At 75.0% G+C, this 23,601-nt stretch carries 19 protein-coding genes, 1 pseudogene and 1 riboswitch; of the genes and pseudogenes, 17 read left to right on the top strand and 3 right to left on the bottom strand.

From position 1 onward, the window contains the following. Positions 1–174: 174 nt before the first annotated feature. Entirely contained in the window at positions 175–558 is a 384-nt protein-coding gene (locus HD595_RS02295) for a nuclear transport factor 2 family protein (protein ID WP_253765324.1), read from the bottom strand. 109 nt (positions 559–667) lie between these two features. Here HD595_RS02295 and HD595_RS02290 point away from each other — a divergent pair, with 109 nt between their 5' ends. From HD595_RS02290 to HD595_RS02215, 16 genes and pseudogenes are all read left to right on the top strand, one after another. Then, on the top strand, positions 668–1,663 hold the full coding sequence (locus HD595_RS02290; RefSeq protein WP_253765323.1) for a LysR family transcriptional regulator: 996 nt from the start codon (positions 668–670) through the stop codon (positions 1,661–1,663). Between the two features lie 68 nt (positions 1,664–1,731). Beyond that, entirely contained in the window at positions 1,732–4,071 is a 2,340-nt protein-coding gene (locus HD595_RS02285; protein WP_253765322.1) for a primosomal protein N' family DNA-binding protein, read from the top strand. A gap of 49 nt (positions 4,072–4,120) precedes the next feature. Beyond that, positions 4,121–6,259 (top strand): hypothetical protein, encoded by a 2,139-nt coding sequence (locus HD595_RS02280; protein WP_253765321.1) that lies wholly within the window; start codon positions 4,121–4,123, stop codon positions 6,257–6,259. Between the two features lie 70 nt (positions 6,260–6,329). Continuing rightward, positions 6,330–7,688: a hypothetical protein gene (locus HD595_RS02275; RefSeq protein WP_253765320.1), complete on the top strand. Its 1,359-nt coding sequence runs from the start codon at positions 6,330–6,332 to the stop codon at positions 7,686–7,688. A gap of 4 nt (positions 7,689–7,692) precedes the next feature. After that, on the top strand, positions 7,693–8,241 hold the full coding sequence (def, locus tag HD595_RS02270; RefSeq protein ID WP_253765319.1) for a peptide deformylase: 549 nt from the start codon (positions 7,693–7,695) through the stop codon (positions 8,239–8,241). 4 nt (positions 8,242–8,245) lie between these two features. Continuing rightward, entirely contained in the window at positions 8,246–9,175 is a 930-nt protein-coding gene (gene fmt, locus HD595_RS02265; protein WP_253765318.1) for a methionyl-tRNA formyltransferase, read from the top strand. A gap of 1,107 nt (positions 9,176–10,282) precedes the next feature. Beyond that, positions 10,283–11,845: pseudogene (locus HD595_RS02260) on the top strand (RsmB/NOP family class I SAM-dependent RNA methyltransferase); the annotation flags it as partial. Positions 11,846–12,268: 423 nt separating this feature from the next. After that, complete coding sequence (gene rpe, locus HD595_RS02255; RefSeq protein WP_253765316.1) at positions 12,269–12,931, top strand: ribulose-phosphate 3-epimerase; 663 nt, start codon at positions 12,269–12,271, stop codon at positions 12,929–12,931. Between the two features lie 330 nt (positions 12,932–13,261). Then, a complete protein-coding gene (locus HD595_RS02250; protein ID WP_253765315.1) occupies positions 13,262–13,783 on the top strand; it encodes a MauE/DoxX family redox-associated membrane protein in 522 nt (173 codons plus the stop codon). A gap of 181 nt (positions 13,784–13,964) precedes the next feature. After that, positions 13,965–14,726, top strand: a complete 762-nt coding sequence (locus HD595_RS02245) for an oxygenase MpaB family protein (RefSeq protein ID WP_253765314.1) — start codon at positions 13,965–13,967, stop codon at positions 14,724–14,726. A 100-nt stretch (positions 14,727–14,826) separates the two neighbouring features. After that, positions 14,827–14,957: riboswitch (FMN riboswitch) on the top strand. A gap of 290 nt (positions 14,958–15,247) precedes the next feature. Then, positions 15,248–16,468 carry a bifunctional diaminohydroxyphosphoribosylaminopyrimidine deaminase/5-amino-6-(5-phosphoribosylamino)uracil reductase RibD gene (gene ribD / locus HD595_RS02240; RefSeq protein WP_301309852.1) on the top strand — a complete coding sequence of 407 codons (1,221 nt, stop codon included), beginning with the start codon at positions 15,248–15,250 and terminating at the stop codon, positions 16,466–16,468. Continuing rightward, positions 16,468–17,055, top strand: coding sequence for a riboflavin synthase (locus HD595_RS02235; protein WP_253765312.1), 588 nt, complete (start codon positions 16,468–16,470; stop codon positions 17,053–17,055). Before ribD ends, HD595_RS02235 begins: the two co-directional genes overlap by 1 nt. Then, positions 17,052–17,720, top strand: coding sequence for a nicotinamide mononucleotide transporter family protein (locus HD595_RS02230; protein ID WP_253765311.1), 669 nt, complete (start codon positions 17,052–17,054; stop codon positions 17,718–17,720). The genes HD595_RS02235 and HD595_RS02230 overlap by 4 nt, the downstream gene beginning before the upstream one ends. Next, positions 17,717–18,934, top strand: a complete 1,218-nt coding sequence (locus HD595_RS02225; protein WP_253765310.1) for a bifunctional 3,4-dihydroxy-2-butanone-4-phosphate synthase/GTP cyclohydrolase II — start codon at positions 17,717–17,719, stop codon at positions 18,932–18,934. Before HD595_RS02230 ends, HD595_RS02225 begins: the two co-directional genes overlap by 4 nt. Then, positions 18,931–19,401 carry a 6,7-dimethyl-8-ribityllumazine synthase gene (gene ribH, locus HD595_RS02220; protein WP_253765309.1) on the top strand — a complete coding sequence of 157 codons (471 nt, stop codon included), beginning with the start codon at positions 18,931–18,933 and terminating at the stop codon, positions 19,399–19,401. Before HD595_RS02225 ends, ribH begins: the two co-directional genes overlap by 4 nt. 19 nt (positions 19,402–19,420) lie before the next feature. After that, a complete protein-coding gene (locus tag HD595_RS02215) occupies positions 19,421–19,873 on the top strand; it encodes a PH domain-containing protein (RefSeq protein ID WP_253765308.1) in 453 nt (150 codons plus the stop codon). A 16-nt stretch (positions 19,874–19,889) separates the two neighbouring features. On the opposite strand, the gene HD595_RS02210 is transcribed toward HD595_RS02215, so the two are convergent. Both HD595_RS02210 and HD595_RS02205 read right to left on the bottom strand, forming a co-directional pair. Next, complete coding sequence (locus HD595_RS02210) at positions 19,890–20,180, bottom strand: hypothetical protein (protein ID WP_253765307.1); 291 nt, start codon at positions 20,178–20,180, stop codon at positions 19,890–19,892. A 40-nt stretch (positions 20,181–20,220) separates the two neighbouring features. Next, positions 20,221–20,673, bottom strand: a complete 453-nt coding sequence (locus HD595_RS02205; protein WP_253765306.1) for a carboxymuconolactone decarboxylase family protein — start codon at positions 20,671–20,673, stop codon at positions 20,221–20,223. A gap of 111 nt (positions 20,674–20,784) precedes the next feature. Here HD595_RS02205 and HD595_RS02200 point away from each other — a divergent pair, with 111 nt between their 5' ends. Beyond that, entirely contained in the window at positions 20,785–23,601 is a 2,817-nt protein-coding gene (locus tag HD595_RS02200; protein WP_253765305.1) for an AfsR/SARP family transcriptional regulator, read from the top strand.

Genomic DNA, 23,601 nt, shown 5'->3' with positions numbered 1-23,601 from the left:
TCGGCGGGACGCGGCATCCGCGCGTCCGGGGCCCCTCGGGCTCCGCGCGGCCTCTGCCCGGTTCAGGGGGCGGGCCCGGCTCCGTGGCGCCGATACGTGGTGCGGGCCGCTGCCACGTGCTCCTGGGGGGCGGGTGCCGTCTCCGGGCGGGAGGCGGGCAACCGGGAGGCCGCGTCAGACCATGGGGTTGCCGCTGGCCGTCGTCTCGGGAAGCTCCTGGGCGACGTCCCAGTGCTCGGCGATGCGGCCGTCGCGAAGCCGCACCACGTCGGCGATCGCCGTGCCCCGGTCGCCGGGCGTCAGCCGCATCAGGCCGTGGGTGACGACCAGGCCGCCCTCGGCGACGACCCGCCTGATGTCGAGGCTGAGGTCCGGGAAGCCGCCCACGAACCCCGCCAGGAAGGTCGCCGACGCCTCGGCGCCGTCGGGGGCGTGCGGATTGTGCTGGACGTAGTCGGGGTGGACATAGCGGGAGAACGCCTCGTGGGGCTGCCTGCCGTTGAAGGCGAGGTCGAGGAACTCCAGCACGAGCTGCTTGTTCCGCTCCGTATCGGTCATGAGTGGTGTCGCTTCCGTATCGCTTGCGGGGGATGTGCCGGCGTTCACTTCAGCAGCCCGATGTCCCGCCCGGAAGGATCAGTTCGATCTCACGCCATACCCTGACGGTATGGACGCGACGGGCGGCATCGACGGTGTTCTGGACGTCAGGGATCTCCGGTACTTCCGCGCCGTCGCCGAGGAGCGCAACATCACCCGCGCCGCCGAGCGCCTCGGCATCGCCCAGCCGCCGCTGTCGCGGGCCATCCGGCAGCTCGAACGGCGGCTGGGAGTGTCCCTCCTCGACCGCTCCACCCGGCAGGTGACGCCGACGGCCGCCGGACTGGTGCTGCTGGAGGAGGCCGTACGGGTGCTCGACGCGGTCTCGGCGGCGGCCCACCGCACGCGCCGCGCCGCCCTGGCCGCGCCCGTGGTCGTGGTGACCGCCAAGCCGGGCGTGGCCACGGACCTGCTGCGGCGCACGGCGCGGGCGTACGCGGCGGAGCCCGGCGCGGCCCGGGTCGAGATCCTGGTCAGCGGGTACGGCGAGCAGGGCGGGCTGGTGCGCGACGGGCGCGCCGACGTGGCGCTCCTGGGGACGGGGGAGGACGATCACGGGCTGGACCTGGAGCCGCTGACGTCCGAGCCCCGGGTGGCGGCGCTGCCGGCCGGTCACCCGCTGGCCGACCGGTCCGTCCTGTCGTGCCGTGACCTGGCGGGCCTGCCGTTCCCGCACTGCCCTGTGCTGCCGCCGCACGCCGACGACTACTGGTCGGGCCGGGACGTGCGGGACGAGGCGGTGGCCGCGCCCCGGCCGGTGGTGAGGGACAGCTCGCAACTGCTGGAGGCGGTGGCGCTCGGTCAGGCCGTGGCGCTGATCCCGGCGTCGCTCGCCGAGCGGAACCGGCGGGACGACATCGCGTACCGCCCGGTGCGCGACGCCGGGCCGTACACGCTGGCGATCGCCTGGACCTCGGGGAGCCGCTCGCCGGCGATCGCCCGCTTCGTCCGCACCGCGATCGAGGTCGCGAGCCACGAGCGGACCTCCCGTGCGGCCGGCCCGCCCTCGCACGCGGCTGAGCCGTCCTCACGCGTGGCCGGGCCGGTCGCGTCCGACCAGGGGTGAGCCGCCCGCGGGCGGACGGGAACCCTGGCGTGGTCTGGCAGGTGGCGGGGTTCTGGTAGACGTAGTCCGTGACCGACTCAGACGACGCCCTGCTGCCGCTCGACGCCGTGCGGCCCGCGGTGGTGCCGTCCAAGGGGGCGCCGGTTCCCGCCCCCGACCTGCCGGTGGCCAGGGTGGCGGTCGACAACCCGCTGCCCCACCTCGACCGGCCCTTCGACTACCTGGTGCCCGCCTCGATGCACGAGAGCGCGCAGCCCGGGGTGCGGGTGCGGGTGCGGTTCGCCGGCAAGCTGGTCGACGGGTTCCTGCTCGAACGGGCCGGGCGGAGCGAGCACACCGGGGCGCTCACCGCCCTGGAGCGCGTGGTCTCCCCCGAACGGGTGCTGACGCCCGAGATCGCGGGCCTGGCCAGGGCGGTCGCCGACCGGTACGCGGGCACCCTGGCCGACGTCCTCCGCCTGGCCGTCCCGCCACGCCACGCCAAGGCCGAGGCGGAGACCCCGGTTCCCGCCCCCAGGTCCTCGGGCGGCTCCGGGACGCCGGCTTCCGGGTCCTCGGACGTCTCTGAGACGCCGGCTTCCGGGTCCTCGGACGTCCCTGAGACCCCGGCCTCCGGACTCTCAGACGTCCCTCAGATCGCGGCCCCCGGTTCCTCAGAGGCCCCTGAGATTGCGGCTCCCGGATCCCCGGCCGGGTCCGAGGCCGCCGCTTCCCGCCCCTCGTCCGTCTCCGAGGGGCCCGCTCCCGGCGCCTCGGCCGTCCCCGAGACCCCTGCTCCCGCCTCCTCAGGAGTCCCCGAGACGGAGGCGGGCCCCTGGGCCTCGTACCCGGACGGCGCGTCCTTCCTGGCCGCCCTGCGGGACGGCAGGGCGCCGCGGGCCGTCTGGCAGGCCCTGCCCGGCGCCCGCGGGTGGGCGCCGGAGATCGCCCACGCCGTGCGGGCCACCCTGCACGGCGGCCGGAGCGCCGTCGTCGTCGTCCCCGACGGCCGTGACGTGGCCCTGGCCGACGCCGCCCTGTCCGAGGCGCTGGAGCCCGGCGACCACGTGGCGCTCACCGCCGACCTCGGCCCCGCCGAGCGCTACCGCCGCTGGCTGCGCCTGCTGCGCGGACAGGCGCGGGCGGTGGTGGGCACGCGGGCCGCGATGTTCGCCCCCGTCGCCGATCTCGGGCTGGTGGCGATCTGGGACGACGGCGACGACCTGCACGCCGAACGGCTCGCCCCGTACCCGCACGCCCGCGAGGTGCTGGCGCTGCGTGCCCACCGCTCGGGCGCGGCCATGCTCATCGGCGGCCACACCCGCACCGCCGAGGCCACCCAGCTCATCGCCGCCCGCTGGGCGCGGCCGATCGTGGCCGCCCGCCAGACCGTGCGCAGCCTCGCGCCCCGCGTACGCCCGGCCGGTGAGGACGCCGAGCTGGCCAAGGACCAGGCGGCGCGGGCGGCGCGGCTGCCCAGCCTGGCCTGGCGGGCGCTGCGCCAGGGACTGGAGCAGGGGCCGGTGCTGGTGCAGGTGCCTAGGCGCGGCTACCTGCCCGCCGTGGCGTGCCAGCAGTGCCGCGCCCCGGCCCGCTGCGCCATGCCCCCCACCCGCCTCGCCGACCGGCCCGCCCAGCTCGGCGTCTCCGGCGACGCGCAGCTCTGTCACGGCCCTCTCGCCCTGCGCGCCGGCCACGCGGCCCCGTTCTGCCGCTGGTGCGGGCGCGTCGATCCCGGCTGGAGGTGTCCGCACTGCGGCGGGGCGCGGCTGCGGGCCGTGGTCGTCGGCGCCCGGCGCACCGCCGAGGAGCTGGGCCGCGCCTTCCCCTCGACGCCCGTGCGCACGTCGGGCCGTGACGGCGTGCTGGCCTCCGTTACCGCCGCGCGGGCGCTCGTCGTCGCCACGCCGGGCGCCGAGCCGGTCGCCGAGGGCGGCTACGCCGCCGCCGTCCTGCTCGACGCGTGGTCGCTGCTCGGCCGGGCCGACCTGCGGGCCTCGGAGGAGGCGCTGCGCCGCTGGATGAACGCCGCCGCCCTGCTCCGTCCCGGTGCCGAGCTGGTGGTGCTGGCCGACGCGGGACTGCCGGCCGTACAGGCGCTGCTGCGGTGGGATCCGATCACGCACGCCGAGCGCGAGCTGGCCGACCGCGCCGAGCTGGGCTTCCCGCCCGCCGTGCGGATGGCCACGCTCACGGGCGCCTCCGCCGCGGTGCGGCAGATGCTCGACGAGGTACGGCTGCCCGCGGAGGCGCAGGTGCTCGGCCCGGTGCCGATCGACGAGGCCGGTCAGGAACGCGCCATGATCCGCGTGCCACGCCCGGGGGGAGCGGTGCTGGCGGCGGCGCTCAAAGGGGCCAGCGGAGTACGCGCGGCGCGTAAGGCGCCGGATGTCGTGAGGGTGAGTGTCGACCCGCTCGACCTGATTTAGGCTGTTTCCCCGATTCGCTCATCCGTAAGTCAGCCGTTAGCGTGCCTTTGTGTCGATCGAATGGGTGAACCAGGCCATCGACGACCTGCGTGCTTGGGGACGGGCGCGGGGAGTCGAGGTGGACGCGGACGAGGTCCGCCTGCTCTGCGACTACGCCAGCGACTATCTCAACGTCAACGAGCCGGGCGACTTCACCCCCGCGACCTTCGACGAGCTGCTGCTGTCCATCTACCCCCGCAAGGTCATCACCCCGCCCGAGAGCGCCCCGCAGACCGTGGCCGCCGCCCGCAGCCTGGTCGACTACCTCCAGGACAACGGCGAGGTGAGCGCCGACACCGCCGGGGCCATGCGCGAGCGGATCGACGACATCGAGCCGCGCATGTCCGAGGCGCTGGCCGACGAGTCCAACTTCGGCATGGCCAAGAGCCTGTTCAGCTCCATCGGGCCCGAGTCGCTGGAGCGGTCGATCGCGATCCCGTCCGGCGAGCTGCCCGACCTGGGGGAGGCGCCGTGCGACTGCCCGGGGTGCTCGCCGCTGCCCGGCGTCCGGCTCGCCGCGCCCGGCGAGCTGCTGGAGGCGCTGGCGCGCGTGCCGCTCTGGGCGGCGCTGCGGGAGGACCCGCCGGAGAAGCCGTACCGGCCACTGGTGGCCGGCCTGCGAGAGCACCTCGACACGTACTACGACGCCGGCCCCTCCGGGAACGCCTCCGGGGACGGGGACGGGGACGGGGACGGGGACGGGGCGTTGCGGCTGTGGGCGGGCGCGGTGGCCTACCTCGTGGACCAGGACACGCGCGGCGCGGTCACCGGCAGCGCGGAGCTGGACGACGAGCTGTACGACCTGTTCGACATGCTCTACCGGCTGCGCACCCGGGTGCCGGTCGCGGTCATCGCCGACTACCTCCATGAGGTCGTGGACGACGGCGACGTGGACGTACCGGCGACCCTCGACCGGCTGGCCTGGTGCGGGCTGATCGAGATGGCGCCCGACCCGCCCGGGACGCTCCCGCCCCGGGGGGCGCGGACGGGCGGTGAAGCCACCGGTGCCGCCTCGCCGGCCGGTACGGGCACCGGCCCGGGAGGCCGGCCGCTGGCGCCCGTCGCGGGCCGCATCGGCGTCGCCGTTCACCCCGGGCCCGAGGCTTCGCACGGCGCCGGGGGCCGGCGGGTCCTCGGCCTCCAGCGCGGGACCTCCGCCCACCGCGGCTCCGGCCGCCCGGCCAGAACCGGCGGGCAACCGGCCGGATCGGCTGACCAGCCGGGCGAGGGCGGCGGACGGCTCGCCGGATCCAGCGGACGGGCTGCTGGACGGGGCGGACGCTCCGGCGCGGGCGGCGGACAGCTCACCGGATCCGGCGGAGAGACGGCTGGACCGGACGGACGACCTGGTGCGGCCGGTGGACGGTCGCCCGGGATCAGCGGCGAGGCGGCGGCGTTCGGTCGGGAAGCGGCCGGGATCGAGGAAGAAGCCGCGTCCGGGAGGCGGGTCGCCGCGGGCGGTCACGACCGTGCCCCCGGTGCGCAGGGAGGCGCGGCCCGGTGGAGCGGCTCGGCCGGGCTGACGCCGCTCGCCGTGTGGGCGCTGCGCGAGCACTACCTGGCGCTCGGCATCGACGCCCCCGAGGCGCCCGACCTGGCCGAGTCCGACGCCACCGGCCTCGTCGGCGGCCTGCTCGACGGCATGCCCACCGAGATGGCCGAGGACGACATCGCCCGCTGGCTCAGCCGCCGCACCCCCGGCGAGGCCGCCGCCCAGCTCCTCGCGGCCGCGTCCGGCGCGCCCGCCGTGGCCCGCGGCATCGCCGTCACCATCGTCGACCGCCTCGGCGCCGAGGCCGAGCCCGCGGTGCGCGCCTGCCTCGACGACGACGAGCTGCGCCCGCACGCCATCCACTGGCTCGCCTCCCGCGGCCTGCCGGCCCCCGCGCTCACTCAGGACGAACTGCTCTGGGTCAGCGTCGACATGCTGGCCCTGGCGATGCCCGCCGCCCAGGAGGACCCCGAGGTCTTCGCCGAGAACATGGCCGCCTCCGGCCCGCCCGCCCACCTCATCGAGGAGATGTGGCGGGTGGACCACCCCGACGTGGTGGACGTGCTCGAACTCCTCGGCCGTTCCATCCCCGACGGCACGGTCGCCAAGGCGGCGCGCAAGGCCGCCTTCAAGGCCCGTTCCCGCGCCATCAGGTAGAACTCCGGCGAACCCGGCCGGGATCCGCGATGAGTACGTCCCTGTGACTCCTGTGCAGTAAGTTTCGTGGGTGGCCAACAATGTCTTCGACCTCGCCGAGCTGCGCAAGCTGATCGATGAGCAGCCCGCCATGCCGCCGCGGCCGCCGCAGGAGGCGGCCGAGGAGCACGAGGCCCTGACGTTCCCGCCCGTGACGCTCATGCCCGACGCCCGGCTGGCCCGCCTGGTGCCCGCCGTGCCGCTCGTGGCCGACGCCATCCGCCTCACCGCGTGGACCGGCACCCGTCCCGTCACCCCCGAGGGGCTGCTCGCCGAGGCCGACGCCGCCGCCGCTGCCGAGACCCTCGGCGTCGACGCGGCGCGGTTGCGTCTCATCTGGATCGTCGCCGTCAACACCGGCCTGCTGCAGATCGTCCGCGGCCAGGCGCTGCGCGGCCCGCTGCCCGAGATGCTGACCGTCGAGGCGACGCTGGAGTTCTGGGACGGTGTGGTCATGGACGTCCTCGACCGCGCCGACGAAGGGCTGACCGGCTCGGCCGTGGTCGACGAGCACCTCGCCGAGATGCTGGCCACCGTCTACTCCGTGCGCTCCGGCGTGGCCGTCGCCAACCTCGCCCGCGGCATCCTCCAGTCCCACGAGGTCGCCTGCGAGCCCGGCACGGTGCAGCTGCGCCGCCTGGCCGCCTCGCTGCCCGCCGAGCTGCTGGAGGCGCTGTCCCTGCTCGCGTACTGCGGCCTGGTCGAGCAGACCGACGCCGGCCGTACGGCGCTCACGCCCCTCGGGGTGTGGGCGATCCGCCGTGACCTGCTGCGCGAGGGCCACGACGCGCCCACGGCCGCGGAGGTGGAGGTGTTCGCCGACCTGTCCGCCGCCGAGCTGGTGGAGGCGCTGGTCAAGGGCAGCGCCACGCAGAGCGCCGTGGCGGGCTGGCTGGAGCGGCGGCCGCCCGAGGAGGCCGCCCGCGAGCTCATCGAGATCGCCGCCGCGGGCACGGCCGGGCAGCGCGGCGCCGTCGGCGCGATCCTGGAGGAGCTCGGGCCCGAGGCCGAGAAGCCCCTGCGCGAGGCCCTGGAGCTGCCGCTGATGCGCCGCTACGCCGCGTCCTGGCTGCACATCCGCGACCTCGACGCCCCGGCGCTCAGCGCCGACGACCACACCTGGATCGCGGTCGACTCCCTCGCGGCCCTCATGCACCTGTCCGGCCACGCCGCCGGGCGGCTCGACCCGCCCGAGCCCGGCGAGGACCTGATCCGGCTGGTCGGCGAGATGCCCGCCGTCGGCCACCCCGACACGATCGCCGTCCTCGACATGCTCGCCTCCGCCCACGACGACCCGGCGGTGGTCAAGGCGGCGCGCAAAGCGGCGATGAAGGCGCGATCCGTCGAGCACACTAAACTGGGCTCACCCCATCCAAGCGAAACGGAGTGACCCCTTGGCGATCCAGTCGATCCGGCTGTTCGGAGACCCGGTGCTGCGCACCCCGGCGGCCCCGGTCGTCGACTTCGACAAGGAGCTCCGCAAGCTGGTCAAGGACCTGACCGACACGATGATGGACGCGCCGGGCGCGGGCCTAGCCGCCCCGCAGATCGGCGTCGGGCTGCGCGTGTTCACGTACTACGTGGACGACCAGCTCGGCCACCTGATCAACCCCGACCTCGACCTGTCCTCCGAGCTGGACGAGGAGGGCGAGGAGGGCTGCCTGTCCTTCCCGGGGCTGACCTACCCGACGCCGCGCGCCATCCGCGCCGTCGCCAAGGGCTTCGACATGCACGGCGAGCCGGTCGTCCTCGAGGGCACCGACCTGATGGCGCGCTGCTTCCAGCACGAGACCGACCACCTCGACGGCATCCTGTTCATCGACCGCATGGACCCCAAGCAGCGCAAGCTCGCCATGAAGGCCATCCGCGAGGCGGAGTGGAGCGGCCTGTCCGCGCCGACGGTCAAGTTCTCCCCGCACGCCACCGGCGGAAAGGCGTTGTGAGCCGATGCGCCTGGTCTTCGCGGGCACGCCCGACACGGCGCTGCCGTCGCTGCGCGCGCTGATCGACTCGCCGCGGCACGACGTGGTGGCCGTCGTCACCCGCCCCGACGCCCAGTCGGGCCGGGGCCGCAAGGTCCACCCGTCGCCGGTCGCCGAGCTGGCCGAGGAGGCGGGCATCCCGGTGCTGCGCCCCGCCAAGGCCGGTGACCCCGAGTTCCTGAAGCGGCTGGCCGAGCTGGAGCCCGACTGCTGCCCCGTGGTGGCCTATGGCGCGCTGCTGCCCCAGTCGGCGCTCGACGTGCCCCGCCACGGCTGGATCAACCTGCACTTCTCGATCCTGCCCGCCTGGCGCGGAGCCGCCCCGGTGCAGCACGCCATCCTGCACGGCGACGAGATCACCGGCGCCTCGACGTTCCAGATCGTCAAGGAGCTGGACGCCGGGCCCGTCTACGGCGTGGTCACCGAGGAGGTGCGGCCCGACGACACGAGCGGCGCCCTCCTCGATCGGCTCGCCCAGTCCGGGGCCGGGCTGCTCGCGGCCACGCTCGACGGGGTCGAGGACGGCACGCTGGAGGCCCGCCCGCAGCCGTCGGACGGGGTGAGCGTCGCCCCCAAGATCAACGTCGTCGACGCGGAGATCGACTGGTCGGCGCCCGCCATGCGGGTCGACCGGCTCGTCCGGGCCTGCACCCCCAACCCGGGGGCGTGGACCACGTTCCGCGGCCAGCGGCTCAAGGTCGGCCGCGTCACGCCGGCGCCGTCCGCCGAGAGCCTCGCCCCTGGCGCCATCGCGGCGGGCAAGCATTCCGTGCTCGTCGGCACCGCCACCCACCCGGTCGAGCTGGGCGAGGTGCAGCCGCAGGGCAAGCGGCTGATGAGCGCGGGGGAGTGGGCGCGGGGCGCGCGCGTGGAGAGCGGCGACCGGTTCGCGTGACCGGGGTGCGTCGCTGACCCGGTGTCCTGTCCGTGGTCGTCCACGGGAGCGCCGCGGGGTCTCGCGCGCCTGGCGCCGGGTGGTGGACGGTCTGATGGGTCGGGTGCCGGACGGTGACCGGTCTGCGGGTCGAGCGCTCGGCGGTGACCGGTCTGCGGGTCGGGTGCCGGGCGCCGGCCGGTGCGCGGGGATGACGGCGGCGGGCGTAGCGTTGGCCGACATGCGTGCGGCGGGTGTGCGGGCGGTGGACGTGTGTCCGGCGAGCGTACGGGCGACAGGCATGCGATGGGCGTACGGGCGGCGGACACGCCGGTCGACGTACGTGCGATCGGAACAGATGAGGGAAAGCCGGAGGGGATGAGCACCAGCGGGGGCCGTGGGCCCGAGGACCGCGGCACCGGCCGCGAAGGCAGCCGCGGAGCGGGGCGCGACGCGGGGCGCGAAGGCGGCGGCGGTTCCGGCGGGGACGCGTGGCGCGGCTCCGGTGCGGGTCGCGAGGCCGGCACGGGTCGCGGGGCCGGCACGGGCAGAGGAGCCGGTGCGGGTCGCGCGGGCGGCTCGGGGCGCGGTGTGGGCCGTGACACGGGTCGCGGGTCGGGTGCTGGTCGTGGGGCCGGCATGAAGCCCGGATCGGGTACCGAGCGTGGTTCAGGTCGTGACGCGGGTCGCGGGCCTGGCCCCAGGTCGGGATCGGGCGCCGGGCGTGGTTCCGGTCGCGACTCCGGGCGTCAGGGTGACCGGCCCGGTCAGCAGAGCGGTCCCTCGGAGCAGTACCGCAGTGCGTCCAGCCGGCAGGCCCGTCCGTCTGGGGGACCGGAAGGCTCGCCCGGCCGGCAGGGTGGTCAGTCCGGTCGGCAGGGCGGTCAGGTCGGTCGGCAGGGTGGCCAGGTCGGTCGGCAGGGCGGTCAGGTCGGTGGAACCGGCGGTTCCCCGAGTCAGCAAGGCGGTAGGTCCGATCGGCGGGGCGGGCCGTCCGGTCAGCAGGGTGGCCAGTCCAGCCAGTGGAGTGGTCAGTCCGGTCAGCGGGGCGGTCCGTCCAGTGGGCGGGGCGATGCGGGAGGCGCGCCGCGTGGAGGCGGCCGTGGTCGTGGCGGGGCCGGGCGGGCACCGCGTGACCCCGCGCGCAACGCCGCGTTCGACGTCATGCGCGCCGTGGACGAGCGCGACGCCTACGCCAACCTCCTCACCCCGCGCCTCCTGCGCGAGCGCGGTCTGAAGGGCCGCGACGCCGCCCTGGCCACCGAGCTGGCCTACGGCACCCTGCGCGGCCTCGGCACGTACGACGCGATCATCGCGATCTGCAGCGACCGCGCCCCCGACCCCGCCGTGCACGACGCCCTGCGGCTCGGCGCCCACCAGCTTCTCCGCATGCGCGTCCCGCCGCACGCGGCCGTGGGCACCACGGTCGACCTGGTACGGCAGCGCGTCGGACCGGGCGCGGCCAAGTTCGCCAACGCGGTGCTGCGCAAGATCGCCTCTCGCACGCTCGACGAGTGGCTGCCCATCGTGGCGCCCGACCTCGCCGACGACCCGTCCGGGCACCTCGCGGTCGTCCACAGCCACCCGCGCTGGGTGGTCAGCGCCTTCCGCGACGCGCTCGGCAGCGGCATCGAGGAGACGGCCGAGCTCCTCGCCGCCGACAACGCCCGGCCCCTGGTCACCCTGGTGGCCCGGCCCGGACGCTCCTCCCGCCGCGAACTGCTCGACGCGGGCGCCGAGCCCACCCGCTATTCGCCGTACGGGGCGTACCTGGCGGAGGGAGACCCCGGGCAGATCGCGGCGATCGCCGAGACCCGGGCGGCCGTTCAGGACGAGGCCAGCCAGCTCGTGGCCCTCGCCCTGACCCGCGTACCCCTCGGTCCGCCTGCGTCGCCGCGGCCGGGATCGGCCGAGGGCGAGCTGTGGCTCGACATGTGCGCCGGTCCTGGCGGCAAGGCGGGCCTGCTCGACGCCGTGGCGGTGTACGGCGACACCGCGTACGGCGACGGCGACACCGCCTATGGCGGTCAGGCTGTGCCGAGCGCTGAGGATGCCGGGGGTGGCGGGTCGGTCTCCGAGGGCGGGCGGTCTGTGCCGTCGCACGAAGGCGCCGAGGGTGGGCGGCCGCTTTCCCAAGTGGCTGAGGGCGGGCCGGTTCGTGAAGGAGCCGGGGGTGGGCGGCCCGTGGCGTTCCCCGGTGGGGCGCGGTTGCTCGCCGCCGACGTGCAGCAGCACCGGGCCCGGCTCGTGGCGCAGACCACCGCGCACGCCGGAGTGATCACCGCCGACGGCACCCGGCCCGCCTGGCGGCCCGGGGCGTTCGACCGTGTCATGCTCGACGCCCCCTGCACCGGTCTGGGCGCGCTGCGGCGCAGGCCCGAGGCGCGCTGGCGGCGCGACCCGGCCAGCGTCGCCGAGCTGGGACGGCTCCAGCGCTCCCTGCTGAACACCGCCCTCGACGCCACCCGCCCCGGCGGCGTGGTCGCGTACGTCACCTGCTCCCCGCACCTCGCGGAGACCCGGGTCGTGGTCGGCGACGTGATCGCGCGCCGTGACGACGTGGAGCAGCTCGACGCCCGCGACTACCTGCCCGAGGTGGACGGCCTGGGCGACGGGCCGCACGCCCAGTTCTGGCCGCATCGCCACGGCACCGACGCGATGTTCCTGGCGCTGCTCCGCAAGCGCGCGTGACACGGCCGCCCGGGCGGGGCCTGGGCGTGCGGTGTCCCACAGGGCTCACCCTTCCGAGGTGAGTGGCGGGACAGCGCGCAAGGCAGGCGTAAGGCTCACCCCAGGGCCCAGGAGAGGGACGTGAACCTGTGTCTTCCTGGAGCGTCGGCGGTGAGAGGCGGCGGGATGGCGGCGGAGCGCGTCTTGAGCGAGGGGAGAGGGCGCTGCAGGAGCCGCGGTCTGCGGCGTCTGAGTGAGGAAGCGGCGGGAGGGTGGGAGTGTGCGGCCATCCTGGGGCCGGGAGGGCGAGAGAGAGCGGCGCCCTGAGGCGGGAGGCCCGGGGGTGTGCGCGGCCTTCGGGGTTGGGGGCGTCGGACACGCGATTCCTGCGGCCGGGAGGGCGGGGGCGCGTGGTGGGGCGCGGTTCAATAGACTCGGCACATCATGGCCGTACAGATCTCGCCCAGCATCCTGTCCGCCGACTTCGCTCGGCTCGCCGACGAGGCCGCGGCGGTGCCCAACGCCGACTGGCTGCACGTCGACGTGATGGACTACCACTTCGTGCCCAACCTCACGCTCGGCCTGCCCGTCGTGGAGTCGCTGCGCAAGGCCACGTCCCTGCCGCTCGACTGCCACCTCATGATCGAGGACCCCGACCGGTGGGCGCCCGCCTACGCCGAGGCGGGGGCGGGCAGCGTCACCATCCACGCCGAGGCCGCCAAGGCGCCCGTGCGCACCCTGCGCCAGATCCGCTCCCTCGGCGCGCGGGCGGCGCTCGCCCTCAACCCGGGCACCGCGGTCGAGCCGTACGAGGGGCTGTTCGGCGAGATCGACATGCTGCTGCTCATGACGGTCGAGCCGGGGTTCGGCGGCCAGGGGTTCCTGGACATGGTGCTGCCGAAGATCCGCACCGCGCGCTCCCTCGTGGAGCGGCACGGCGGCGAGATCTGGATCCAGGTGGACGGCGGGATCACGACCGAGACCATCGAGCGGGTCGCCGAGGCCGGGGCGGACGTCTTCGTCGCGGGCAGCGCCGTGTACGGAGCCGGCGACCCCTCCGCGGCCGTGGACGCCCTCCGCGCCCAGGCCGAGACCGTCACCGGCTGAGCCCCCTGATCCTGACGCGCTGACACACCGGCGCGCTGACACACCGGCGCGCTGACACACCGGCGTGCTGACACACCGGCGTGCTGACACACCGGCGTGCTGACACACCGGCGTGCTGACACACCGGCGCGCCGACACACCGGCGCGCCGACACACCGGCGCGCCGACGTGCCGACGTGCCGACGTGCCGACGTGCTGACGTGCGGGGGCTCGGGCCGCGACGGCTTCGTGACCCGCCAATGTGACGTACGCCATTGCGCGCGAGGCCGTACCCCCGGATCATCATGATCTCCGGGTGATCGGCGGCACAGTGGCTGCGGAGGTGCGCGAGTGGAGTACGTGCGGGTCGGGTGCGCCTGGCTGATCGCGGTGGTCTTCGCCATCACGGCGGTGTCCAAGGCGCGAGATCTGAGCGGGTTCGCCCGTTCGCTGCCGGATCTCGTCCCCGTGAGCCGCGCCCTGAGACGCCCTCTGGCGGTGCTGGTGGCGGCGCTGGAAGGGCTCGTGGCGCTTCTGGTGGCGGTGCCGCTGCTCGCGGGGGTGCCCGGTGTCGCGGCGTTCGGCCTGGCGCTGGCGTTGGTCATGCTGGCGGCGTTCACCGTGGCGATCGCCCTGGCGCTGCGGCGCGGTCAGCGCGCCCCGTGTCGCTGTTTCGGCGCGTCCGCCGCGCCGCTCGGGCCCCGCCATCTCGTCCGGAACGGCCTGCTGATCACCGCCACGCTGCTCGGCCTCGCCCTTCCCCTGGGGGCGCCCGCGCTGGCCGGGGCGGTCGTGGCGGGCGTCGCCGGGCTGATCGGCGCCGTCCTCGTGGCCGCGTTCGACGACCTCGTCGACCTCTTCGCCGGCGCCTGAAAGCGGGTGTACGTCCGCTCTCCGGGCGGCGCCTGACGCGCTGAGCGCTGCGGCGTGACGTGACGTGACGTGAACGTCGCTGTCACCGGATGAAGTGACATAAACCCCTCCAGACCTGGGTAACTGCCCACTTATGGCGGATCATGGCCTTTTCGGCCCCCGTTCGGTGACCTGGCGGGTGATGGGGGAGCCGATCCTTCTCGTCGGCGGCCTGCGCGCGCTCCTCATGCAGGGCCTGCACCCCCGCGCCATGCGCGGCGTCCTCCAGCACTCCTCCCTCATGGACCCCTCCGAGGCGTGGTCGCGGTTCGTGCGCACCACCGAGTTCGTCCGCGTCCGTACGTACGGGAGTCACGCCGAGGTGGAACGGGCCGCCCGGCGCGTCCGGAAGATCCACTCCAGCCTGACCGCGCACGACCCGGACACCGGCGAGGAGTACCGCCTCGACGAGCCCGAGGCGCTGCGGTGGGTGCACGTCGGCGAGGTCGACTCCTACCTGTCGGTGGCGCGGCGCGGCGGGGTCCGGCTCACCGACGCCGAGGCCGACACGTTCGTGGCCGAGTGGCGGCGCGCGGCCGAGCTGGTGGGGCTCGCGCCGGACAGCGTCCCCGGCACGGTCGCCGAGATGCGCGACTACATCGAGGCCCAGCGCCCCGGCCTGCGCTTCGTGCCCGAGGCGGCGCACCCCCTGCGCCTGTCGCTGAACGCCCCGCTCCCGCTCGTCCTCACGCCCCTGCGCCCGGCCCTGCCGGCGCTCACCCTGCTCGCGTTCGCGACCATGCCGCGCTGGGCGCGCCGCCTGTACGGGCTGCCCGCCACCCCCGTCGGCGACCTGTGGGCGACGGCCACGCTGCGCGCCCTGCACACCGGGCTCGGACTCGTCCCGGCCCAGGTCCGGTACTCCCCGGCGGCCCGCGAGGCCCGGCGCATCATGGCCGCGTGAGAACCCTCCGTGCATTTGACCAAGCGGCCGCTTGGTTGCCATAGTGGGGGGTGGGCGCATGCCGCTTCGGCGGCATGGCAAACTGGTACAAGAACAGAGCTAGCGTGCTCCGGGGTCGGTGAAAGTCCGAACCGGCGGTGACAGTCCGCGACCCGGCCGATGCCATCGGCCGGTTGACCCGGTGAAATTCCGGGACCGACGGTTAAAGTCCGGATGGGAGGAAGCGCGCGGGTGTCCGGTGATCGCCGGGCGCCTCTGTGATGCGTACGCGCATCGTCCGATCCCCCGGGGCCCGCCATGGCCGAGAGCCGATGGCGAGGAGGAGACCCGGGGTGGAGACCAGGGACACGGCGCGCACCACCGACCCCGCACGCGACCCCGACGTCGCCGAGCCCGCGACGCGTGCCGACGTCGCCGGGTCCACGACACCTGCCCACGACGCCGCGTCAGCGACGCATAGCGATGTCGCCGAGTCCGCGACACCTGCGCACGTCGTCGAGCCCGCCGGCGATGCCCGCCACATGGCGCGCGCCGTCGAGCTGGCCGCGCGCGGTCACGGCACCACCAGCCCCAACCCCGTCGTCGGCTGCGTGATCCTCGACGCCGGCGGCCGGGTCGCGGGGGAGGGGTTCCACGCGTACGCCGGCGGCCCGCACGCCGAGGTCGTCGCCCTGCGGGAGGCCGGCGAGCGGGCCCGCGGCGGCACCGCCTACGTGACGCTGGAGCCCTGCGACCACACCGGACGCACCGGCCCGTGCAGCCGGGCGCTGCTCGCCGCCGGGATCGCCCGCGTGGTGGTCGCCGTGCCCGACCCCACCCCCAAGGCGGCCGGCGGATCGGCCCGGCTGCGGGAGCACGGCGTGGCGGTCGAGACCGGACTCCTCGCCGAGGAGGCCGAGCGGGTCAACGCCGAGTGGCTGACGTACGCGAGGCTGGGCAGGCCGCACGTCACGTGGAAGTTCGCCGCCACCCTCGACGGGCGCTCGGCCGCCGCCGACGGCACCAGCCAGTGGATCACCTCGCCCGAGGCGCGGGCCGACGTCCACCGGCTGCGGGCCCGGGCCGACGCGATCATGGCGGGCATCGGCACCGTCCTCGCCGACGACCCGCGCCTCACCGCCCGCCCCGGACTCCCGGAAGGCAGGCCGCCGCTGCGGGTGGTCGTCGACTCCGACGGCCGCACCCCGCCCACCGCCCGCGTCCTGGACGGTGAGGCCCCCACCCTGCTCGCCCTGGCCCCTGACGCCCCCGACCCCCTGCCGGCCGGCTGCCGGGCCGCCGGCCTCCTCCGCGTCCCCCGCCACGACGACGTCCCCCGCCACGACGACGTCCCCCGCCACGACGACGTCCCCCGCCACGACGGCGTCCCCCGCCACGGAGGCGATCCCCTCCATGAAGCCGTCCCCCGCCACGGGGGCGATCTCCGCCACGGGGGCGGCTCAGGCGGCGGCCTCGACCTCGGCCTGCTGCTGCGCGAGCTGGCCCGGCGCGAGGTCGTCAGCGTCTTCCTCGAAGGCGGCCCCACCCTCGCCGGCTCCTTCCTCCGGCAGGGCCTCGTCGACCGGGTCGTCGCCTACCTCGCCCCCGCCCTGCTCGGCTCCGGCGCCGCCGCCCTCGGCGACGCCGGCGTCACCGGCATCGCCGGCATCCACCGTCTCGTGCTGGACGACGTCACCCGCGTCGGCCCCGACCTCCGCCTGACGGCCCGCACCGGGCCCGCCCTCCCCCGCAAGGAGCAGTGATGTTCACCGGAATCATCGAAGAGAAGGGCGAGGTGGCCGCCCTCGTCCAGGCCGGCGGCTCCGCCCGGCTGTCCGTACGCGGCCCGCTCGTCGTCTCCGACGCCTCCCACGGCGACTCCATCGCCGTCAACGGCGTCTGCCTGACGGTGGTCGAGACCGACGGTGACGTGTTCACCGTGGACGTGATGCGCGAGTCGCTCGACCGCACCTCCCTCGGCGGGCTGAAGGAGGGCGCGGCCGTCAACCTGGAGCGGGCCGTGCGCGCCGACCAGCGCCTCGGCGGCCACATCGTGCAGGGCCACGTGGACGGCACCGCCGTGCTGCTCTCGCGCGACCCCGGCGAACGCTGGGACGACCTGCGCTTCTCCCTCCCGGAGCCGCTCGCCCGCTACGTGGCCGAGAAGGGCTCCATCGCGATCGACGGAATCAGCCTGACCGTCACGACGGTTGACGACGACAGCTTCGGCGTGAGCCTCATCCCGACCACGCTGGAGCTGACCACGATGGGCGGGCTCCGGGTCGGCGACCTGGTCAACCTCGAGGTCGACGTGATCGCGAAGTATGTCGAAAGGCTGGTCAGGCAGTGAACTGGACAGAGGCCGGATTCAACGCGTTCGGCACCCACGTGCTCTGGACGGACCTGGTGGGCAACATCGCCGCCCTGGCCACGGTCGTGCTGGCGATGCGCAAATCCCTGTGGACCTGGCCCGTGCAGCTCACCGGCGCGGTGCTGCTGTTCGTCGCCTCGATCAACGCCCACATCACCGGCAACGCCCTGAAGCAGGCGCTGTTCGGAGTACTGGCGATCTACGGCTGGTGGGCGTGGCGGCGCGGCACCCAGAACGACTCCGGCCTGCCGGTGCGGCCCGCGACGGCCAGGGAGCGCGCGCTCATGGTCGCGCTCATGCTGGCCGGCACCGCCGTCGTCGGCGTGCTGTTCTACGTGTTCAAGCTGTCGTGGGGCGCGGCCGTGCCGCTGCCCAAGGGCGCGTTCCTGGTGGCCGCCGACGCCTACATCTTCGTCGGCAGCGCGGTCGCCACGTGGGCGCAGGGCAGGGCCCTGGTCGACTTCTGGGTCGTGTGGGTGGCCGTCGACCTCGTGGGCGTGCCGCTGGCGTTCAGCTCCGGGCTCGTCGTCTCCGGCGCCGTGTACGGGGTGTTCTTCCTGCTGGTGCTGTGGGGGTTCGTCAAGTGGCTCAGGGAGTACCGGGCGCGCGTGGCGACCGGCGAGGCCGTGGCGGTGGCGTCGTGAGCGGCATCAGGCTCGACCCGGTCGAGCGGGCCATCGCCGACATCCGCGACGGCCGGCCGGTCGTCGTCGTGGACGACGAGAACCGCGAGAACGAGGGCGACCTCATCTTCGCCGCCGGCCGGGCCACCCCCGAGCTGTGCACGTTCATGATCCGGCACACCAGCGGCATGATCTGCGTGGCCATGGAGGGCCGCGACCTCGACCGGCTGGGCCTGCCGCTCATGGTGGCGCAGAACAACGAGCGCATGCGCACCGCGTACACGATCACCGTGGACGCCCGCGACGGCGTCACCACCGGCATCTCCGCCGCCGACCGTGCGCGGACCATCCGCACCCTGGCCGACTCCGCGACCGAGCCGAACGAGCTGGTCCGGCCCGGCCACATCTTCCCGCTGCGCTACCAGGAGGGCGGCGTGCTGGCCCGGCGCGGCCACACCGAGGCGGCCGTGGACCTCGCCCGGCTCGCCGGGCTGTCACCGGCCGGGGCGCTGGCGGAGATCGTCAACGACGACGGCACCATGGCCCGGCTGCCCCGGCTGCGCGCCTTCGCCGACGAGCACGGCCTGGCCCTCGTCACCATCGAGCAGCTCGTCGACCACCGGCGCCGCGCCGAGAGCATGGTCACCCGGGTCGCCGAGACCAACGTGCCCACCGCGTACGGCATGTGGCGGGCCTACGGCTACGCCAGCGCCCTCGACGGCGGCGAGCACGTCGCCCTCGTCTACGGCGACCTGGACGGCGGCGACGACGTCCTCGTCCGCGCCCACTCCGAGTGCCTGACCGGCGACGTGTTCGGCTCGCTGCGCTGCGACTGCGGCCCGCAGCTCGACCACGCGATGGCCGCGATCGCCGAGGAGGGCCGCGGCGTGGTCGTCTACCTGCGCGGCCACGAGGGCCGCGGCATCGGCCTGCTGGCCAAGCTCAAGGCGTACAGCCTCCAGGACAACGGCAGCGACACCGTGGACGCCAACCTGGAGCTGGGGCTGCCGGTGGACGCCCGCGAGTTCTCCAACGCCGGGCAGATCCTCGCCGACCTCGGCGTCAAGTCGATCCGGCTGCTCACCAACAACCCGGCCAAGCTGGCCGGCATGGACGGGTACGGCATCCAGGTGCTGGGCCGCGAGCCGATGCCCGTGGCCATGAACCCCTACAACGAGCGGTACCTCAGGGCCAAGCGCGAGCGCCTCGGCCACGACATCTCGGAGGCTTCATGAGCGGCGAGGGACGTCCCGCGAGCGTGGCGGCGCCGGACGCGTCCGGACTGACGGTCGGCGTGGTGGCCGCGAGCTGGCACGCCAAGATCACCGATCAGCTCGTGGCGCGGGCCGTGCGCGCGTGCGACGACAGCGGCGCGACGGCCACCGTCGTGCGGGTGCCGGGGTCGCTGGAGATCCCGGTCGTGGCGCAGGCGCTGGCCCGCCGCTGCGACGCGGTCGTGGCGCTCGGGGCGGTCATCCGCGGCGAGACCGCCCACTTCGACTACGTCTGCGACTCGGTGACGTCCGGGCTGACCCGCGTCTCGCTCGACGAGAGCACCCCGGTCGGCAACGGCGTGCTCACCTGCGAAACGCTCGACCAGGCCCTCGACCGGGCCGGGCTTCCCGCCAGCAAGGAGGACAAGGGGTACGAGTCGGTGGTCGCGGCGCTGGAGACGGCACTCCTCCTGCGGGACCTCGCCTGAGCTGTTGTAGGTTCGACGCGTGCCCGAGCCCGTGCCCGCCCCGAGCCTGCCCGTCACCTGGCGTCCGAGCCGGGGCAGGATCGTCCCGTACGTCTTCGCCGTGGTCGTCGTCGTGGGGGCCGTGCTGATGGCGCTGTTCATCGCCGAGCCGTTCATGATCGCCGACCGGATCGCGTTCGTGGCGTTCGGGCTGGCGGTGGCGTGGGTGCTGCACCTGCTCGGGCGGGTGCGCGTCCAGGCCGACGACGAGGGCCTGACGATCGTCAACGTCCTGCGCACCCACCGCTACACCTGGCCCGAGGTCATCGACGTCACGCTGCTCGTCGGCGACCCCTGGCCCCGGATCGACTTCTCCGACGGCCGCACGATCGGCGCGATGGGCATCCAGGGCTCGGAGAAGGCCCGCGCCCGCCGCGCCACGGCGGAGCTCGCCGCGCTCATCCGCGAGCGCGGCGAGGCCGGCGAGGAGTGATCCCTCCTCGCCGGGCTCAGCGCTCGTCGACGAGCCGGCCGTTCAGGGCGGTGGCGTCCTTGGTGAGGGCCATGGTCAGCGGCGCCTCCGGGAGGGTGGGCAGGGCGGCGAACGCCGCGCCCATCTGCTCGCCGGTCGCCCAGTGCCAGGTGTCGCTGTAGGTGCCGTCCTCCAGCAGGATCAGCGCGGTGTGGGTGAGGCCCGGGTGCGCCGCCCGTACGGTGGCGATCAGGGAGGCCCGGCGGGCCAGGAACTCCTCGAGGTCGGCGTCGGCGACGGAGTAGCGGTGCGAGCGGACGACGGACATGTCGGTTCTCCTTCTCGTTCTCTGCGTAGGTGATGGGGGCTTACCAGCTGCCGGCGACCTGCCGGATCGGGGCGTTCAGGCGGTTGAAGAGGTTGGTGACCGCGGTCATCAGCAGGATCGAGGCGAGCTGCTGCTCGTCGAAGTGGTCGGCGGCGTTGTTCCAGACGTCGTCGGAGACGGCGTCGGCCCGGTCGGCCAGCCGGGTCGAGGCCTCAGCCAGCTCCAGCGCGGCCCGCTCGGCGTCGGTGTAGTACGGGGCCTCGCGCCAGGCGGCGACCAGGCCGACGCGCTCGTCGCTCTCGCCGAGCTTGCGCAGGTTCTTCAGGCCGGCGTCGACGCAGAAGCTGCAGCCGTTGATCTGGCTGACCCGCAGGTGGATCATCTCCATGAGCTCCTGGGGCAGGCCCTGCGACTGGGCGGCCTTGATCAGCTCCATGATCGGCTTCATCGCCGTGGGGATGACCGTGGCGGGGTTCTTCATCCGGGCTTCCATCGTGCTCTCCTCTGCGGTGGTTCCTTTGTGGTGGTTCGTTGTGGGACCAGAGTGGCCGCCCGGGTTGATACATTCGCGATGCGCGCACGATGCGATGGTGATGGGGGGACGATGCCGCGCTTCACCCTTCTCGGCCCCGTCCAGCTCGTGGCCGGCGACGCGCCGCTGACGGGCCTCGCCCCACGTCACCGGGCCGTGCTGGCCTACCTCCTGCTCAACGCCGGCCGGGTGATCAGCATCGAGCGGCTGATCGAGGCGATGTGGGGCCACGACCGGCCCGACACGGCCCGCTCGCAGATCCACGCCTCGATCACCGCGATCCGCAAGGCGCTGCGCGGCGCGGGGGCCGAAGGGCTGCTGGAGACGCGGGCCGGCGGCTACGTCGCCCGGCCGGAGCCCGGCCAGGTCGACGCGCACGACTTCACCGAGCTGGTCGCCGCCGGCGAGCTGCGCGAGGCGCTGGCCCTGTGGCGCGGCGAGGCGCTGGAGGACGTGCACGCGCACTACGTCGCCGCCGTCCGCGACCTGTGGAACGACCGGCGGCTGTCGGCGTACGAGCGCCTGGTGGAGGGCGAGCTGGCCGCCGGGCGGCACGGCGACCTGCTCGACGAGCTCGCCGCCCAGGTGGCCGCCAACCCGCTGCGCGAGAGGCTCAACGGCCACCTCGTGCTGGCCCTGCACCGGGCGGGCAGGCAGGCCGACGCCCTGGCGGCGGCGCGCGCCTACCGCACGGCCCTGGCGGAGGAGCAGGGGCTGGACCCCGGCCACGCCTTCACCGAGCTGGAGCGGGCCGTCCTGGCCGACGACCCGGCGCTGCGCCCGGCCGCCCCTACGCCCGATGCGGCCGCCCCTGCGCCCGCCGCCTCCGGACCGCCGCGCCGCTCCACCTACCTGCCGTACGACATCCCCGACTTCTCCGGACGGACCGCCGAGCTGGAGCGGCTCGTGGCCGAGCGGTCGGCGGTCGTCACGATCGACGGCATGGCCGGGATCGGCAAGACCACGCTCGCCGTCCACGTGGCCCACCGGCTGGCCGAGCACTACCCGGACGGCCGGCTGTTCATCGACCTGCAGGCCCACACCGCGGGCCGGGAGCCGCTCGACGCCGCCGCCGCGCTGGAGACCCTGCTCCGCCAGCTCGGCGTGCCCGCCGACCGCATCCCCGTCACCCTGGCCGAGCGCGGCGCCCTCTGGCGCGCCGAGCTGGCCGGCCGCCGCGTGCTCGCCGTCCTGGACAACGCCCTCGATGCCGAGCACGTACGCCCCCTGCTGCCCGGGCACTCCGACACCCTGGTCCTGATCACCAGCAGGCGGCGGCTGGTCGACCTCGACGGCGCCCACGCGCTGTCGGTCGAGGCGCTGGGCGAGGAGGACGGCGTCGAGCTGTTCGAGCGGATCGTGGGCGAGCGCGCCGTTCGCGAGCCCGGCGCCGTCCGCGAGGTGCTGCGGCTGTGCGGGCACCTCCCGCTCGCCATCCGCCTGTCGGCCGCCCGCCTCCAGCACCGCCCGCGCTGGAGCGTGTCCTACCTGGCGGAGCGGCTGTACGACCACCGCCGGCTCCTCAACGGGGTGTCGGCGGCCTTCGCCCTGTCCTACGACCAGCTCGACGAGGCCGAGCGGCGCATGTTCCGCCTGCTCGGGCTGGTGCCCGGGCGCGACATCGACCCGTGCGGCGCGGCGGCGCTGGCCGGGATCACCGAGGAGGAGGCGGAGGACCTCCTGGAGAGCCTCCTCGACGCCCACATGCTGCTGCAGCGCGAACCCGGCCGCTACACCTTCCACGACCTGCTGCGCGAGCACGCCCGCTCGATCGCCGAGGACGACGGCGCGGTCCTGCGGCTGCTCACCTACTACCTGCACCGCGCCCGCGCGGCGATCGACCGGCTCTACCCGCACAGCGTCGCCCAGCGGGAGGGCATCCCGCGGCCGGCCACCCCGGTCGCGCCCGTCCGCGACGCCGCCGAGGCGCTCGCCTGGCTCGACGCCGAACGCTCCAACATCATCGCCACCGCCGTCCACGGCCCCGAGGTGTGCCTGGGCATGCTCGCCCTGGCGATGCGCCCCTACCTCGACCGGCAGGCGCACCACGACGACGCGCTCACGCTGCACACCCTGACGCTGCGGCGCGGCCGCAAGCTCGGCCAGCGCGAGGTCGAGGAGCGGGCGCTCGCCGACCTGGCGTGGACGTACTGGCGGCTCGGCGAGTACGAGCGGGCCGAGGAGCACGCGCACCAGGCCCTCGACGCGTGCGAGCGGCCCGGCGAGCGGGCCCGGGCCCTGCTCACGCTCGGCAACGTGGCCCTGCGCCGCCGCCAGGACGCCCAGGCGGAGCGCCACCTCGGTCAGGCGCTCGACCTCACCCGGATCGGCGCCGACACCTGGGGCGAGGCGCACGTGCTCGGCATCCTCGCCCTGGCCCTCGACCGGGCCGGCCGCCCGGAGGAGGCCCGCCGCCACCTCGACCTGGCGCTCGCGCTGCACCGCAAGGTCGGCGACCCGGCCGGCGAGGCGCTGATCCTCGACCAGCTCGGCCTCGTCCTCCGGCGCCAGGGCGACCTCGCCGGGGCCCGCGCCCGGCACGAGCGGGCCGCGGCCCTCCACCGCGGGCTCGGCAGCGCCGGCGACGAGGCGTCGGCGCTCAACGGGCTCGCCGAGGCGGCGGCCGACCCGGCCCGGGCGGTCGAGGAGCACACGGCCGCGCTCGCGCTCGCCGGCGCGGCCCGCCACCGGCCGGAGCAGGCCCGCGCCCACGACGGGCTGGCCCGCGCCCACCTCGCGCTCGGCGACGAGGAACGCGCCCGCGAGCACGGACGGCTGGCGCTGCGCCTGTACGAGGAGCTCGGCGTTCCCGAGGCCGGGGAGGTGCGCTCCTTCCTGGAGGAGTCTTTGCGTGAGCGATGCCTCGCCGTGAGTAGTCGGGCCCTGTGA

Origin of the sequence: Nonomuraea roseoviolacea subsp. carminata, assembly GCF_024172185.1 — a bacterium.
Classification (GTDB): Bacteria; Actinomycetota; Actinomycetes; order Streptosporangiales; family Streptosporangiaceae; genus Nonomuraea; species Nonomuraea roseoviolacea.
The sequence above is the reverse complement of the archived record's forward strand: the minus strand, read 5'-3'. Positions and strand labels throughout refer to the sequence as shown.